The organism is Streptomyces sp. 184, assembly GCF_045781775.1.
Lineage (GTDB): Bacteria > Actinomycetota > Actinomycetes > Streptomycetales > Streptomycetaceae > Streptomyces.
This window is the reverse complement of record NZ_CP123230.1, coordinates 2,835,450-2,851,103: the sequence shown is the minus strand read 5'-3', so window position 1 is coordinate 2,851,103 and position 15,654 is coordinate 2,835,450. Positions and strand designations below refer to the sequence as shown.

Genomic DNA, 15,654 nt, shown 5'->3' with positions numbered 1-15,654 from the left:
CGCGCCGGCTGTCCCAGCAAGCCCCGGCTCGCACACCCGGACGCGCCTCGTCACAGGCGCCAGGGCGCCACCGCGCCCGTACGTACCGCGCACACCGGCGGCACCGCCGGAGCCGAACCGCCGTACGAACCGACGCACAGCTCTCACCCCCGACGTCCCTCAAGCGTCCCCGAACACGCTTCGCCGGAGGCAGCACCATGAACGAGACGCACGCGATACTCGCCGCGATCCAGGCACCCGACAGCACGGCCGCCGACTTCGCCTCCCTGCCCCTGCCCGAGTCCTACCGGGCCGTGACGGTGCACAAGGACGAGGCCGACATGTTCGAAGGGCTCACCACCCGGCAGAAGGACCCGCGCAGGTCACTGCACCTGGACGAGGTGCCGGTGCCGGAACTCGGCCCCGGCGAGGCCCTGGTGGCGGTGATGGCCAGCTCCGTGAACTACAACTCGGTGTGGACCTCGATCTTCGAGCCGGTGTCCACCTTCGCCTTCCTGGAGCGCTACGGCCGCCTCTCCCCGCTCGCCAGGCGCCACGACCTGCCGTACCACGTCATCGGCTCCGACCTCGCCGGCGTCGTGCTGCGCACCGGCCCCGGCGTCGTCGCCTGGCGGCCGGGCGACGAGGTGGTGGCGCACTGCCTGTCGGTGGAGCTGGAGAGCGCCGACGGCCACAACGACACGATGCTCGACCCCGAGCAGCGCATCTGGGGCTTCGAGACCAACTTCGGCGGCCTGGCGGAGATCGCGCTGGTGAAGTCCAACCAGCTCATGCCCAAGCCGGCGCACCTGTCCTGGGAGGAGGCCGCGGCCCCCGGGCTGGTCAACTCCACCGCCTACCGCCAGCTCGTCTCCCGCAACGGCGCCGGCATGAAGCAGGGCGACAACGTGCTCATCTGGGGCGCGAGCGGCGGACTCGGCTCGTACGCCACGCAGTTCGCGCTCGCCGGCGGCGCCACGCCCGTCTGCGTGGTCTCCAGCCCCGAGAAGGCGGAGATCTGCCGCCGGATGGGCGCCGAGGCGATCATCGACCGGCACGGCGAGGACTACCGCTTCTGGCGGGACGAGCACGAGCAGGACCCGCGCGAGTGGAAGCGCTTCGGCAAGCGCATCCGCGAACTGACCGGCGGCGAGGACGTCGACATCGTCTTCGAGCACCCCGGCCGGGAGACCTTCGGCGCCTCCGTCTACGTCACCCGCCGCGGCGGCACCATCGTCACCTGCGCCTCCACCTCCGGCTTCGTGCACGAGTACGACAACCGCTACCTGTGGATGTCGCTGAAGCGGATCATCGGCTCGCACTTCGCCAACTACCGCGAGGCGTGGGAGGCCAACCGGCTGATCGACAAGGGCCGGATCCACCCCACCCTGTCGAAGTCCTACCCGCTCGCCGAGACCGGGCAGGCCGCGTACGACGTCCACCGCAACCTGCACCAGGGCAAGGTCGGCGTGCTGTGCCTCGCCCCCGCCGAGGGCCTGGGCGTACGCGACGAGGAGAAGCGCGCCGAGCACATCGACGCGATCCAGCTCTTCCGCAGCGACCCCCCGCCCGGCCCGCGGCCGCCCGCGGGGCCCGGCCGCGAGCAGGCTCCCGAGCGGGCCGTCGAGCACGCCGGGAACCTGTGATGGCGGCCAAGGACCGGCCCTGGCTGATGCGCACCTACGCCGGCCACTCCACCGCCGAGGCGTCCAACGCGCTGTACCGGCGCAACCTCGCCAAGGGCCAGACCGGCCTGTCGGTCGCCTTCGACCTGCCCACCCAGACCGGCTACGACCCGGACCACGTGCTCGCCCGCGGCGAGGTCGGCCGCGTCGGCGTGCCCGTCTCGCACCTGGGTGACATGCGCCGGCTCTTCGAGGGCATCCCGCTGGAGCGGACGAACACGTCCATGACCATCAACGCCACCGCGATGTGGCTGCTGGCCCTCTACCAGGTGGTCGCCGAGGAACAGGGCCTGGACGAGGCGGGCATCGCGCGGCTCGCCGGCACCACGCAGAACGACATCGTCAAGGAGTACCTCTCCCGCGGCACGTACGTCTTCCCGCCCGGGCCCTCGCTGCGGCTGACCACCGACACCATCGCGTACACCGTCGGCCGGATGCCGAAGTGGAACCCGATCAACATCTGCAGCTACCACCTCCAGGAGGCCGGCGCGACGCCGGTGCAGGAGATCGCGTACGCGATGGCCACCGCGACCGCCGTCCTGGACGCGGTCCGCGACTCCGGCCAGGTGCCGCCGGAGAAGATGGGCGAGGTCGTCGGCCGGATCTCGTTCTTCGTCAACGCCGGGGTCCGGTTCGTCGAGGAGATGTGCAAGATGCGGGCGTTCACCCGCATCTGGGACACCGTCACGCGCGAGCGCTACGGCATCGAGGACCCGCGGCAGCGCCGCTTCCGCTACGGCGTGCAGGTCAACTCCCTCGGCCTGACCGAGGCGCAGCCGGAGAACAACGTCCAGCGCATCGTGCTGGAGATGCTGGCCGTGACGCTGTCGAAGGACGCCCGCGCCCGCGCCGTGCAACTGCCCGCCTGGAACGAGGCGCTGGGCCTGCCGCGGCCGTGGGACCAGCAGTGGAGCCTGCGCATCCAGCAGGTGCTGGCGTACGAGAGCGACCTGCTGGAGTACCCCGACCTCTTCGACGGCAGCCACGTGGTCGAGGCGCGGGTGGCCGAGCTGGTCGAGGGCGCGACCGCCGAGATGGCGCACATCGGGCAACTGGGCGGCGCCGTCGCGGCCGTGGAGTCCGGCTATCTGAAGGCGCAGCTCGTGGCCTCGCACGCGGAGCGGCGGGCCCGGATCGAGTCGGGCGAGGAGAGGATCGTCGGCGTCAACTGCCATACGGAGACCGAGCCCAGCCCGCTCACCGCCGACCTGGACGCCGCGATCATGACCGTCGACCCGCACGTGGAGGCGCGCGTCGTCGCCGCGATGCACGAGTGGCGGCTGTCCCGCGACGAGCCCCGCGCGCAGCGGGCGCTGACGGCGCTGAAGGCCGCCGCGGCGGGTACGGCCAACCTCATGCCCGCGTCGCTGGAGTGCGCCCGCGCCGGCGTCACCACCGGCGAGTGGGCCTGGGCGCTGCGCGACGTCTTCGGCGAGTTCCGCGCCCCCACGGGCGTGGGCGGCGCGCCGGTCGCCGTCACGTCCGCGCCGGAGGGCGACGCCGCGCTCGCCGCCGTACGGGACCGGGCCGCGCGCACCGCCGCGGAGCTGGACACCGGCCGGCTGCGGCTGCTGGTCGGCAAGCCGGGCCTGGACGGGCACAGCAACGGCGCCGAGCAGATCGCCGTACGGGCCAGGGACGCCGGCTTCGAGGTGGTCTACCAGGGCATCCGGCTGACGCCCCAGCAGATCGCCGCCGCCGCGGTCGCCGAGGACGTGCACTGCGTCGGCCTGTCCATCCTCTCCGGCTCGCACGCCGAGCTGGTCCCCGACGTCCTGGACCTGCTGCGCCGCGCGGGCGCCGGCGACGTGCCGGTCGTCGTCGGCGGCATCATCCCGGCGGCGGACGCCGAGGCGCTGCGCGTCGCCGGGGTGGCCGCCGTGTTCACCCCGAAGGACTTCGGCATCACGCAGATCATCGGCCGTATCGTCGACGAGATCCGGCTTGCGAACAAGCTCGACCCCCAGGAGGTCCCCGCATGAGCCCCGCCCCCAGCCAGCGACGACGGCGCCCCCGCCGCGCCGTACCGGGGTCGGAACCCCGGCTTTGCGAAAGGGCCCGGGGACGGGCGTCCGGCCGGGTGTTCCGGGGCCCGGCGGGCGCGGGCGCACCGGCGGGTAATCCGAACGCGCTCCGCGCAGCGGGCCTTCGTATCGTCGACGAGATCCGGCTTGCGAACAAGCTCGACCCCCAGGAGGTCCCCGCATGAGCCCCGCCCCCAGCCAGCCCGACCGCCTGCGGGCGCGGCGGTCCTGCCTCGCCGTCCCGGGATCCAACCCTCGGTTCCTGGAGAAGGCGCAGGGGCTGGCCGCCGACCAGGTGTTCCTGGACCTGGAGGACGCCTGCGCCCCGCTGGCGAAGCCGGACGCGCGGCACACCGTCGTGAAGTTCCTCAACGAGGGCGACTGGAGCGGCAAGACCCGGGTGGTGCGGGTCAACGACTGGACGACGCACTGGACGTACCGGGACGTCATCACGGTGGTCGAGGGCGCCGGGCCGAACCTGGACTGCATCATGCTGCCGAAGGTGCAGGACGCGGAGCAGGTCACGGCCCTGGATCTGCTGCTCACCCAGATCGAGAAGACGATGGGCTTCGAGGTGGGCCGGATCGGCATCGAGGCGCAGATCGAGAACGCGAAGGGCCTGGTGAACGTCGATGACATCGCCGCCTCCTCGCCGCGGCTGGAGACCATCGTCTTCGGGCCGGCCGACTTCATGGCGTCGATCAACATGAAGTCCCTGGTCGTCGGCGAGCAGCCGCCCGGGTACCCGGCCGACGCCTACCACTACATCCTCATGCGGATCCTCATGGCCGCCCGCAGCCACGACCTCCAGGCCATCGACGGCCCGTACCTCCAGATCCGCAACGTCGACGGCTTCCGCGAGGTCGCCGGCCGCGCCGCCGCGCTCGGCTTCGACGGCAAGTGGGTGCTGCACCCGGGCCAGGTGGAGGCCGCCAACGAGGTCTTCTCGCCGTCCCAGGAGGACTACGACCACGCCGAGCTGATCCTGGACGCGTACGAGTACTTCACCTCCGAGGAGGGCGGCCGGAAGGGCTCGGCGATGCTCGGCGACGAGATGATCGACGAGGCGAGCCGCAAGATGGCGCTCGTCGTCTCGGGCAAGGGCCGCGCCGCCGGCCTGACCCGCACCACCGCCTTCACCCCGCCGGAGGGCTGACATGCAGTTCGGACGCACCTACGAGGAGTTCGAGCCGGGCGCGGTGTACAAGCACTGGCCGGGCAAGACGGTCACCGAGTACGACGACCACCTGTTCTGCCTGCTCACCATGAACCACCACCCGCTGCACCTCGACGCGCACTACGCCGGCGAGGCCACCGACTTCGGCCGCAACGTCGTCGTCGGCAACTACGTGTACTCCCTGCTGCTCGGCATGTCCGTGCCGGACGTCTCCGGCAAGGCGATCGCCAACCTGGAGGTCGAGTCGCTGCGGCACGTGGCGCCCACCTTCCACGGCGACACCGTCTACGGCGAGACGACGGTGCTGGCCAAGTGGCCGTCGAAGTCGAAGGACGACCGCGGCATCGTGCACGTCGAGACCCGCGGTCACAAGCAGGACGGCACCCTGGTCTGCGTCTTCAGGCGCAAGGTGATGGTGCCCACGGCGACGTACGTCAGCCGGCGCGGCGGCGAGCAGCCCGGCCGCCCGGAGCCGGTCGAGCACGGCGGGGAGAAGTGATGGGGCGGCTGGCGCAGACGGAGGGGCTGACGGAGGTCCAGCGCGAGATCGTCGCCACGGTCCGCGGCTTCGTCGACAAGGAGATCCTGCCGGTGGCCACCGAGCTGGAGCACCGGGACGAGTATCCCGCGCAGATCGTCGAGGGCCTGAAGGAACTGGGCATTTTCGGCCTCATGATCCCGGAGGAGTACGGCGGCCTCGGCGAGTCACTGCTCACGTACGCGCTGTGCGTGGAGGAGATAGCCCGCGGCTGGATGAGCGTGTCGGGGATCATCAACACGCACTTCATCGTGGCGTACATGATCAAGCAGCACGGCACGCGCGAGCAGCGGGAGCACTTCCTGCCCCTGATGGCCACCGGGGAGGTGCGTGGCGCGTTCTCGATGTCGGAGCCCGGGCTCGGCTCGGACGTGGCGGCGATCACGTCCAAGGGCGTACGGGATGGGGACGGCGGCGACTACCTGCTCACCGGCCAGAAGATGTGGCTGACCAACGGCGGCACGTCGACGCTGGTCGCGGTGCTCTGCCGCACGGACGAGGGGCTGCCCGCGGACGCGCCCGCGCACCGGTCGATGACGACGTTCCTGGTGGAGAAGGAGCCCGGGTTCGGCGCGGTGAAGCCGGGGCTGACCATCCCCGGCAAGATCGACAAGATGGGCTACAAGGGCGTCGACACCACCGAACTGATCATGGACGGGCTGCGTGTCCCGGCCGACCGGGTGCTCGGCGGCCCCGAGGGGGCGGGCCGGGGCTTCTACCAGATGATGGACGGCGTCGAGGTGGGCCGCGTGAACGTCGCCGCGCGCGGCTGCGGCGTGGCCCAGCGCGCCTTCGAACTCGGCGTCGGCTACGCCCAGCAGCGGCAGACCTTCGGCCGCCCGATCGCCCGGCACCAGGCGATCCAGTTCAAACTGGCCGAGATGGCTACCAAGGTCGAGGCCGCGCATGCGATGATGGTGCGAGCGGCACGCAAAAAGGACACCGGAGAACGTAACGACCTAGAGGCGGGGATGGCCAAATATCTCGCTTCGGAGTACTGCAAGGAAGTCGTGGAAGACGCGTTCCGCATCCACGGCGGCTACGGCTTCTCCAAGGAGTACGAGATCGAGCGCCTCTACCGGGAGGCGCCGATGCTTCTCATTGGTGAAGGTACCGCCGAGATCCAGAAGATGATCATTGGGCGGCGACTACTGGAGGAGTACGGGCCCCGGGGTTGAAGAACTGCTTCAGGGGCACGCGGTAGGGGTGGCGTGGCAGCCGGCCACGGCGTCCGGCGGGCGAAAGCGCGCTTCGGCTTGCCGAGTTGCCGGTGCCAACCGATAGCATCCCCGACAAGCCGCCGTCCCCCATCACCGCGGCCCCCTCCCGCTACGAAGGTCAAACATGCCCCACAGCCCAGATACCGTTCCGCGCCGCCGGGTCCGCCTGGCGCGCGGAGCATCGCCGTGGCTCCTGCCGACCTTGGCCACCGCTGCCGTCAGCGTCGCCCGCGCCCGCCGCACCGGGCGCTGGCCCGACCGGCTGGCCGCCGTGCCCCCCGCCGCGCTGGCGGCGGGCATGCTGTGGTTCTTCCGCGACCCCGACCGCGAGATCGCCGAGGGCCGGGTCATCTCCCCCGCCGACGGCGTGGTGCAGAGCATCATGCCGTGGCCCGACGGCCGCACCCGGGTCGCGATCTTCATGAGCCCGCTGAACGTGCACGTGAACCGCGCGCCGCTGGCCGGCACCGTCAGCTCCGTGGAGCACGTCCCCGGCGGCTACGTGCCGGCGTTCAACAAGGAGAGCGAGAACAACGAGCGCGTCGTGTGGCACCTGGACACCGAGCTGGGCGACATCGAGATGGTCCAGATCGCCGGCGCGGTCGCCCGCCGCATCGTGCCGTACGTGACCCGGGGCACCAAGGTCGAGCAGGGCGAGCGCGTCGGCCTGATCCGCTTCGGCTCGCGCGTCGACGTGTACCTCCCGCAGGGCGTCGAGCCCGGCGTGGACGTCGGCCGGCCCACCACCGCGGGGGTGACGCGCCTTGACCGTGATTGATCCGGAGACGAAGGCCGGCTGGGTCCCCGAGGTCGACGATGACGACGACATGCCGCTCTCCACGCGGCTGTCGATCGCCGACACGCTCACCCTGGCGAACGCTACCTGCGGCTTCCTCGCCGTCTACTTCACCACCACCGGCGTGCTCGTCCCCCATCTGATGGGCGAGGACGAGGCCGGCATCGCCCGGCACAGCGCCGCCACCGCCGTGATCCTCATGCTGCTCGCCTCGGTCTTCGACCTCTTCGACGGCCTGGTGGCGCGCAAGCTGCGCAGCTCGGCGATGGGCGCGGAGCTGGACAACCTCTCCGACCTGATCAGCTTCGGGCTGGCGCCCGCGTACTTCGTGCTGGTCTACGGCATGGTCGCCGACGACGCGCACCAGCGGGTCTCCACGGTGGCCGCGGTCGCGGTGGTGCTGGCGGTGGTGCTGCGGCTTGCCCGGTTCTCGTGCGTCACCGTGCGGGACGGGGTCTTCCAGGGCATGCCGAGCCCCTTCGGGGCGCTGACGGTGATCTCGGTGGTGCTGCTGGAGCTGCCGTTCGTGCCGACGCTGCTGGCGATCATCGGGGTGGCCTGGCTGATGGTGAGCCGGGTGGAGTACCCCAAGCCGCGCGGCCGGCTCGCGGTCGCCACGCTCGTGTGGATCTTCATCAGCATGACGTGCCTGGGCGCGTGGGCGTTCGACGCGCCGAACGGGCAACTGCTGCTCCAGACGGGCTGCGCGCTCCAGATAGTGACCGCCGCCACGATCCCGCTGTTCGCCACCGCCCGCCGGGTGAACACCTTCCGCGTCGGCCGCCGCGAGGCGCGCGCCGCCGCGCAGAGCTGAGCCGGGCGCGCCGCGGGCCGCGGGGCCCGTAGCGTACGGAAACGGACCGCACCGTCGCGTCCGGGGGACTTCTCCCCCGGACGCGACGGCTTTTCTGGCGCGCCCGTCCTGGATCGGGGTCAGACGGGCTGCCAGAGCGCGGGGACGTTCGGCGGCTCCCAGCCCGGCAGGGCCGTGTGGGCCTGGAGGCAGCGGTAGCTACGGCCGCCGTACGTGACGGTGTCGCCGGCCCGGTAGGAGCTGCCGGCCGCCCAGGTGCCGCCGGTGTCGGAGCCGACGGTCAGGGTGTACGTCACCGTGTGGGTGACGCTGCCGGTGCCGGTCACCGTGATCGGGTACGTCCCGTCGGCGGTCCCGGCGGCGACGTCGACCGTCATGGTCGCCGAGCCGCCGGAGGTGACCGTCGCCGGGGAGAAGGACACCGTGACGCCGGAGGGGGCGCCGGAGGCGGTGAGCGCGACGCTCTGCGGGTCGCCGCCGGTCGTCGTGGTGCTCACGGTGGCGGTCGCCGAGCCGCCCGCCTCGACGCCGCCGGAGTCCGGTGCCAGCGCGAGGGAGAAGCCGGGCGTCTGGCTGCCGCCGCAGTCCGTCTCGCCGGCCGCCGCGGGCACGGCGACGGCGCTCCAGGCCGCCTTGACGGCGTTGCACTCGGTGGCCCCGTAGGTCGTCTTGGCGGCGGTGACGGTCGCCGCGCGGGCGGCGCGGTGGTTCCAGCCGGAGGTCTTCAGCAGCAGCCCGCCCATGAAGATCTTCGCGGCCTTCTGGATGCCGATGCCGGTGACGGAGGAGGGGCCGCCGGAGCAGATCGGGCTGTTCGGCTTGCCGCCGCCGGGGCTGGAGCCCTCGGCGAGCAGGTAGAACCAGTGGTTCTGCGGGCCGGCCGCGGCGTGCACCTCGGTGCCGGGGCCGAGCTGCGAGTAGCAGTTGGGGTCGCCGCCCACCAGGGACGGGTTGTACATGTTGCGGATGGGGCGGGTGTCGCCGTAGAAGCGGGCCTTCTCGCCGACGGTGTAGTCGGGCGGGTCGGCGGGGCTGTTGACGTACGCCTCGGTGATGGCGCCGAAGATGTCGCCGGTGGACTCGTTCATGCCGCCGTTCTCGCTGCCCGAGCCGCTGCCGCCGGGGGTGCGGTCGAAGATCTCGTGCCCGTACTCGTGCGCGACGACGTCGATGGAGGTGAGCTGGTTGGTGCCGGTCTGGTTGCGGCCGTAGGTGGTCTTGGTGCCGTCGTAGTAGGCGTTGACGACGCTGAGGCCGGCGCGGGCGGGGACGAGGCCGCCGCGGCCGTTCTGCCCGTTGTAGCCGACCCACTCCTTGAGCATGTCGAACTCCTGCTGGGCCGCGTACATGATGTCGACGCAGGCCGTCTCCAGGTCGTTCGCGCCGCCGTTGCCCCAGGGCGGGGAGGTGTACGGGGCGCCGTTCTGGCCGCCGCACTGGAAGCCGGTGCGGAGGGGGTCGGTCATGGAGTTGGCGGCGGTGTCGATCTCGACGGTGCCGTTGTGGTAGCCCTGCCCGGAGGCGTCGCGGACCTGTTCGCGGGTCTCGACGACCTTGCCGGTACGGGCGTCGACGTAGACCTCGCGCACGCTGGGGGCGCCGGCGGCCGTGGTCCCGGTGACGGTGGACTGCCAGGTCAGCACGCCCCTGCCGGGCCTGAGCAGGACACCCAGCTCGGGCGCCGTGGCCTTCTGCGGATGCGCCACCCGCGCGGTGGCGGTCCGCTCGGCGGCGGCGGCGGAGATCCGGGCGCGCGGGGAGAGCGACAGCTCGGGCGCGGGCGCGGCGGCCACGTCGAGGACGCGTCCGCGGCTGTCGGCGAGTACGACGGCGTCGCCCCCGGTGACCGGCAGCCCGAGGTAGGTGCGTTCGTACGCGGCGTAGTAGAGCCCGTCGTCCCAGGGGGTCACCCCGGTGCGGACGAGTTCCTCGCCGGGGCTGTGGCGCAGCCCGTCGAGCCCGCTGCTCGCGGCGCGGTCGGCGGCGGCGAGGGCCAGCGCCCTGCCGCCCGCCCGCTCCGGTGGTGGCGGAGCGGCGCTGGTGGTGCCGGTGAAGGCACCGGTCAGGCCGGCGGTCAGGGCAAGTGCGGCCACGACCGCGCCAAGTCTTGTGGACTTCACGTCTGTTGCTCCCCTCTAGGGAAACCGGTGACGTGAGTATCGGCATGCACATGGCGGTTGGGGGATATCCCACCTGACCCCAATTCCGGGGTTATACCCTGCGGGAATGGAGCTGGAGTTACGGCACCTACAGGCTGTCTGCCGGATCGCCGAGGCCGGCAGCCTCGCGGGCGCCGCCCGGCTCCTCGGCGTCTCCCAGCCCGCGCTGTCGGCCCAGCTCCGCCGCATCGAGCGGGTGGCCGGCGGCGAGCTGTTCACGCGCACCCCCCGGGGCGTACTGCCCACGCCGCTCGGCGAGTTCGTCCTGTCCAAGGCGCACCGGGTGCTCGGCGAGATGGAAGCCCTCTCGGCCGGCGCCCGCGCCACGACCGCGACGGGGCCGCTGCGGCTGGGGAGCATCGTGCTGGTCATGCTCGGTGCCTTGGTGCAGGAGCTGGACGAGCTGCTGCCGGACCGGCAGACGACGGTCGACAGCGAGGACTCGGTCACCGCGCTGACCCGGCTGCTGGGCTCCGGCCACTACGACGCCATCCTCTACGGCGAGGTCAACGACCACCGCACCCCGCTGCCGGCGGGCGTCACGGCCCGCACCCTGGTCTCCGGTGAGCCGTTCTGGATCGCCCTGTCGGCCCGGCACCGGCTCGCGGAGCGGGACCGGGTGGAGCTGGGCGAGCTGGCGGGCGAGCAGTGGATGGCGATGACCAGCCAGGACGACGGCGGCCCTGAGGCCCTCCACACGGCGTGCGCGGGCGCGGGCTTCGCCCCGTCGCTGCGCTACCGCATCGGCGACACGGCCCTGAACCGCCGCCTGATAGCGGCCGGCCGCGCGGTCGCGGTCTTCCAGCCCACGGCCCCGGCGACGGCCGGGGTGGTGCTGCGCCCGCTGGCGGGGGACCCGATCAGGGGGCGCCTGACGCTGGCGTGGCAGCGCCGCGCGGTACCGGCGGAGCTGGCGGGGCGGCTGTACCGGGCGGCGGCGCGCGCGTACGCGGCGGGACTGGCGAACAACCCCCGGTACGGGACGTGGTGGCAGGCCCACCCGGAGGTGCATCCGGAGCGGGCGTGAGCGCCGGCTCCGGATGCGCGGCGAACGGTTACTGCCCCGGACGCGCGTGGCCGGGTGCGGGCGCCCGGGTACGCGGCCCGCGGCCCGGCTCAGCCCCCGGCGCCCTGACCGGCGTAGTCGGCCGCCGCCGGCGCCGTGAACGCCTCCTTCGCCACGACCATCCCGCCCTTGGCCTCGTCGTCCGGCCGCAGGATGAAGCTCTCCCGGGTCGACGGCTCGGCCGGGTCGGAGAAGTCGTGGGTGATGCCGAAGCCGGTGTCCATCGAGTCGATCGACAAAAGCGCCTCCGTGACGCCCTCGCGGGTCAGGTTCTTCGCCTTGCAGGCCCGCTTCAGCGCCTCGCCGAACAGGTCGGCCGCGGCCCATCCGGCGATGACGCCGGTGTCGAGCAGCTCGCCCGGGTACTCCTTCTCGTACGCCGCCGACAGCTCCGCGGGCCCCGGCTCCCGTGAGCCGATGGGCAGGGTGGAGGTGGAGACGTAGAAGTTCTTCAGCAGCGCGGGCCCGGCGGCGGTCTCAAGCAACTGCGGGGCGAAGGTCGGGTTGGAGCCCACGACCGGCACGTCGAGACCGGAGGCCGCCGCCACGCCCGCCAGCGACGCGGACTGCCGCGGCCCGGCGCTCATCAGGATCGCCGAGACCTCCGCCTTCGCGAGCGAGGTGACCTGGGCCGTCATGTCCTGGTCGGTCGCCTTGATCTTCTTGCCCACGACGGTGAGCCCGGCCGCCTCGGCCGCGTGCTCGGAGCCGGCCAGGGCGTTCTCGCCGTAGTCGCCCTCGAAGTACACGTGGCCGATCCTGTCGCCCTTCTCGACGAACCCCTCCTGGACCAGGAAGTCCACGGCGTTGATCATCTCCACGTCGTACGTCGCGCCGATCTGCCGGATGTTCTCGCTGCCCAGCAGCGTGGCCGACCACGCCTGCGGGATGACCAGCGCCTTGTCCTGGGTGTCGATGCGGTCCTTGACCGCGGCGACGTAGGGCGAGCCGATGAACTGCGGGAAGCCCAGCACCTCCGGCTCCAGCTCGGTGTACGCGGAGAGGGCCTTCTGCGGGTCGTAGCCGTGGTCCCGCACGGTCAGCTCCACCTTGCGGCCGCAGACCCCGCCGTCGGCGTTGAGCTGGTCGACGTACAACTGCTGCGCCTGCGTCACGCTCTTGCCGAGGGTGGCGTAGACGCCCGTCATGTCGGTCAGCACGCCGAGCGGGATGGTGGTCGCCGTCACCCCGTCGCCGACGCGCAGCTCCGACCCGCCGCCGCTGCCCTCGTCGTCGTCGTTCGCCTTGCTGCTGCACCCCGCCGCGGTGAGCGCCAGGGCCGCCGCGATCGCGAAGGCCGCGGCCTGCCGCGGCCGGTGTCTACGCACTGCGTGGTGTCGGTACGGCGTCTTCGGCATGTGAGGCTTCCTTCTTCTCGGGGGTTCTGCGGCGAGGAGCGGCCCGGACCAGGCCGCCGGGCAGGAAGAGCACGACCGCGACGACGGCGGCCCCGTACAGGTAGCGGGACGCCTCTCCGGGGGCGACGCCGCCGCCGGTGGCGGAGACCAGGGGCAGCGACTCGCTGTAGCGGATGAAGACCTGGGGCAGCAGGGAGACGAAGACGGCGCCCGTGACCGCGCCGGCGACCGAGCCGAGCCCGCCGATCACGATCATCGCCAGGTACTCCAGCGAGAGCACGAAGCCGAAGTACTCCGGCACCGTGCGCTGGAAGACCAGCGCGAGCAGCACCCCGGCCAGCCCGGCGTACATGGACGACAGCACGAACACCCCGGAGCGCAGCCGCGCCACCGGCACGCCCATGACGCCCGCGGCGATCCGGTGGTCGCGAAGGGCGTTCATCGCCCGCCCGGGCCGGCCGCGCAGCACACCGCGGGCGAACAGCGCGCCGGCGACGAGCAGGGCCAGGCCCACGTACCAGAGCTTCTCGGCGGACTCGAACGGCACGCCCAGCAGCACGTCCTCGCTGTCGTCGAAGCGGTAGCCGAACAGCTCCAGCGGCGGCACGGCGCGGCCGTTGTAGCCGCCGGTCAGGTCGTCGGCGTTGAACAGCAGGTGCTGGCCGATGAAGATCAGCGCGAGCGTGGCGATACCGAGGTACGCCCCGCTGAGCCGCCCCGCGATCGGGCTCAGCAGCCCGCCGGCGAGCCCCGCGAGCGCCACCGCGCCGGCCGCCGCGACCGCGGTGGGCAGCCCGAGGCCCGTCAGCCCTTCCTCGTCGCCGCCGGAGAGCGCGCAGTAGCCGTACGCGCCGACGGCGAGGAAGAAGGCGTGGCCGAGGGAGAGCTGCCCGGTGGCGCCGGTGAGCAGGTTGAGGCCGATGGCGCCGACGGCGGCGGCCATGGCGAACAGCCCGGCCTGGAGCCAGAACCGGTCGAGGTAGAACGGCAGCGCCAGCGCCACGAGCACGCCGGTGCCGGCCGCGGCGGCCGGCGCGTACCGCCGCAGCCTGGCGCGGGGGGCGGACAGCGGCTCAGACACGGGTCAGCTCCCTCGTCCCGAAGAGCCCGGCGGGCCGTGCCAGCAGGACGAGCAGCATCACCAGGTACGGGGCCACGTCGCCGATGCCGCGGCCGAGGAACGACAGCTCGTCCTGGTAGCCGGTGGCCATCGCCTCGGTGACGCCGACGATCAGCCCGCCGGCCAGCGCGCCCGTGGTGGAGTCGAGGCCGCCGATGATCGCGGCCGGGAACGCCTTGAAGGCGGCGAAGGACGTGCCGCGCTCCAGCCCCGGGGTGGGGAAGACGGTGAGGAAGAGCGCGGCGACGGCGGCCAGCGCGCCGGCCACCGCCCAGGCGGAGAGCGACACGCGCCCGAGCCGTACGCCCATCAGCGCCGCGGCCTCGCGGTTCTCGGCGGCGGCCCGCATCGCCACGCCCCAGGAGGTGTAGCGGAAGGCGAGCAGGAAGGCCGTGATGAGCAGGGCGGCGGCGGCCAGCGCGGCGATGCGGGTCTGCGGCACGGTCACCGAGCCGAAGGTCAGCACCGCGTCGCCCCACGGGTCGCCGAGGGTCAGTACGTCGGTGCCGATGAGCCGGGTGAACTCGGTGAGCAGGACGATGTCGACGCCGATGGTGGCGATGGCGAGCACGCTGTGCTCACCGCCGCGGTAGCGGCGGATGACCAGGAACTCCACCAGCGCGCCGACGGTCGCCGCGCTCGCGACGCCGGCGGCCAGAGCGGGCCAGAAGCCGATGTGCTCGCTGAGCCGGGCGGCGACGTAGCCGCCGGCCAGGAGGAGGGAGGCGTGGGCGAAGTTGACGACCTCGGTGGCCTTGAAGATGACGACGAAGCCGAGGGCGATGAGGGCGTAGACCGAGCCCGTGGAGAGCCCGCCGATGAGCAGTTCGGTGAACGTGGTCACGGCCGCGCCCCCTCTGTGCCGGGCCGCGCCGGCGTTCCGGTCGCGCCGCCGTCGTCCGGGGCCGCCTCCCCGAGGTACGCGCGCACCACCTCGGGGTCGCGCTGCACCTCCTCGGGCGTGCCGCCCGCGATGCGGCGGCCGAAGTCGAGCACGGTCACCTCGTCGGCGAGCCGCATGACCACCCCCATGTCGTGTTCCACCAGGACGATCGAGATGCCGAGGCTGGCGCGGATCCCCGCGACCAGCGCGGCGGTGCGCCGCCGTTCCGCCGACGTCATGCCGGCCACCGGCTCGTCGAGCAGCAGGAGCAGCGGCTCGGTGCACAGGGCCCGGCCCAGCTCGACGAGCTTCTGCAACCCGTACGGCAGCGCCCCGGCCGGGTGGTCGAGGTACGGCTCCAGGCCGGTGAACGCGGCGATCTCCCGCACCCGTGCGCCGTGGCGTGCCTCCTCTCGGGCGGCCGACGGCAGCCGCAGCCCGGTGGCGAGGAAGCCGGCCCTCGTCAGCCGGTGCCGGCCGAGCATGAGGGTGTCCAGGACGGTGGCGTACGGGGGCAGGGCGAGGTTCTGGAAGGTACGGGCCACGCCGAAGCCGGCGATGCGGTGCGGGGGGACGCCGGTCAGCTCGTGCGCGCCGAGGCGGACGCTGCCGGAGGTGGCGCGGTAGACGCCGGAGAGCACGTTGAAGCAGGTGGACTTGCCGGCGCCGTTGGGCCCGATGACGGCGTGCACGCTGCCGGGCGGCACGGTGAACGACACGTCGTCCAGCGCGGTGAGCCCGGCGAACCGCACGGTCAGCCCTGTCACGCGCAGCTCGGGGATGCCGGCCGCCGCCGGGAACGCGCGGGCCGCGTCCGCCGCGGGCCCGTCGGACC

The 15,654-nt window shown here is 72.7% G+C and carries 13 protein-coding genes; 8 read left to right on the top strand and 5 right to left on the bottom strand.

Annotated features, from left to right (window positions below; all coding sequences use genetic code 11):
- Positions 1-197: 197 nt before the first annotated feature.
- The 7 genes from ccrA (at position 198) to pssA (ending at position 8,233) form a co-directional block, all read left to right on the top strand.
- Positions 198-1,625 (top strand): crotonyl-CoA carboxylase/reductase, encoded by a 1,428-nt coding sequence (gene ccrA, locus QBL21_RS12170; RefSeq protein WP_407562162.1) that lies wholly within the window; start codon positions 198-200, stop codon positions 1,623-1,625.
- Positions 1,625-3,646, top strand: a complete 2,022-nt coding sequence (locus QBL21_RS12165; RefSeq protein WP_407562161.1) for a protein meaA — start codon at positions 1,625-1,627, stop codon at positions 3,644-3,646. Before ccrA ends, QBL21_RS12165 begins: the two co-directional genes overlap by 1 nt.
- Before the next feature lie 223 nt (positions 3,647-3,869).
- Positions 3,870-4,844, top strand: coding sequence for an HpcH/HpaI aldolase/citrate lyase family protein (locus QBL21_RS12160; protein WP_407562160.1), 975 nt, complete (start codon positions 3,870-3,872; stop codon positions 4,842-4,844).
- A gap of 1 nt (position 4,845) precedes the next feature.
- Entirely contained in the window at positions 4,846-5,364 is a 519-nt protein-coding gene (locus QBL21_RS12155) for a MaoC family dehydratase (RefSeq protein WP_407562159.1), read from the top strand.
- Positions 5,364-6,581, top strand: coding sequence for an acyl-CoA dehydrogenase family protein (locus tag QBL21_RS12150; RefSeq protein WP_407562158.1), 1,218 nt, complete (start codon positions 5,364-5,366; stop codon positions 6,579-6,581). The genes QBL21_RS12155 and QBL21_RS12150 overlap by 1 nt, the downstream gene beginning before the upstream one ends.
- A 166-nt stretch (positions 6,582-6,747) precedes the next feature.
- Positions 6,748-7,401, top strand: a complete 654-nt coding sequence (locus tag QBL21_RS12145; RefSeq protein WP_407562157.1) for a phosphatidylserine decarboxylase — start codon at positions 6,748-6,750, stop codon at positions 7,399-7,401.
- On the top strand, positions 7,388-8,233 hold the full coding sequence (pssA, locus tag QBL21_RS12140; RefSeq protein ID WP_407562156.1) for a CDP-diacylglycerol--serine O-phosphatidyltransferase: 846 nt from the start codon (positions 7,388-7,390) through the stop codon (positions 8,231-8,233). Before QBL21_RS12145 ends, pssA begins: the two co-directional genes overlap by 14 nt.
- Before the next feature lie 119 nt (positions 8,234-8,352).
- Here pssA and QBL21_RS12135 read toward each other — a convergent pair whose 3' ends face one another.
- Positions 8,353-10,353, bottom strand: coding sequence for a M4 family metallopeptidase (locus QBL21_RS12135; RefSeq protein ID WP_407562155.1), 2,001 nt, complete (start codon positions 10,351-10,353; stop codon positions 8,353-8,355).
- 106 nt (positions 10,354-10,459) lie between these two features.
- Here QBL21_RS12135 and QBL21_RS12130 point away from each other — a divergent pair, with 106 nt between their 5' ends.
- The gene (locus QBL21_RS12130) at positions 10,460-11,419 is read left to right on the top strand and encodes a LysR family transcriptional regulator (RefSeq protein ID WP_407562154.1); all 960 of its coding nucleotides are present in this window, start codon (positions 10,460-10,462) and stop codon (positions 11,417-11,419) included.
- An 89-nt stretch (positions 11,420-11,508) separates the two neighbouring features.
- On the opposite strand, the gene QBL21_RS12125 is transcribed toward QBL21_RS12130, so the two are convergent.
- Genes QBL21_RS12125 through QBL21_RS12110 form a run of 4 tightly spaced genes read right to left on the bottom strand, consistent with a single transcriptional unit; the run spans position 11,509 to position 15,601 of the window.
- The gene (locus QBL21_RS12125; RefSeq protein ID WP_407562153.1) at positions 11,509-12,786 is read right to left on the bottom strand and encodes an ABC transporter substrate-binding protein; all 1,278 of its coding nucleotides are present in this window, start codon (positions 12,784-12,786) and stop codon (positions 11,509-11,511) included.
- Complete coding sequence (locus tag QBL21_RS12120) at positions 12,779-13,897, bottom strand: branched-chain amino acid ABC transporter permease (protein WP_407562152.1); 1,119 nt, start codon at positions 13,895-13,897, stop codon at positions 12,779-12,781. Before QBL21_RS12120 ends, QBL21_RS12125 begins: the two co-directional genes overlap by 8 nt.
- The gene (locus tag QBL21_RS12115) at positions 13,890-14,780 is read right to left on the bottom strand and encodes a branched-chain amino acid ABC transporter permease (protein ID WP_407562151.1); all 891 of its coding nucleotides are present in this window, start codon (positions 14,778-14,780) and stop codon (positions 13,890-13,892) included. The genes QBL21_RS12120 and QBL21_RS12115 overlap by 8 nt, the downstream gene beginning before the upstream one ends.
- A complete protein-coding gene (locus QBL21_RS12110; protein WP_407566397.1) occupies positions 14,777-15,601 on the bottom strand; it encodes an ABC transporter ATP-binding protein in 825 nt (274 codons plus the stop codon). Before QBL21_RS12110 ends, QBL21_RS12115 begins: the two co-directional genes overlap by 4 nt.
- Positions 15,602-15,654 lie beyond the last annotated feature (53 nt).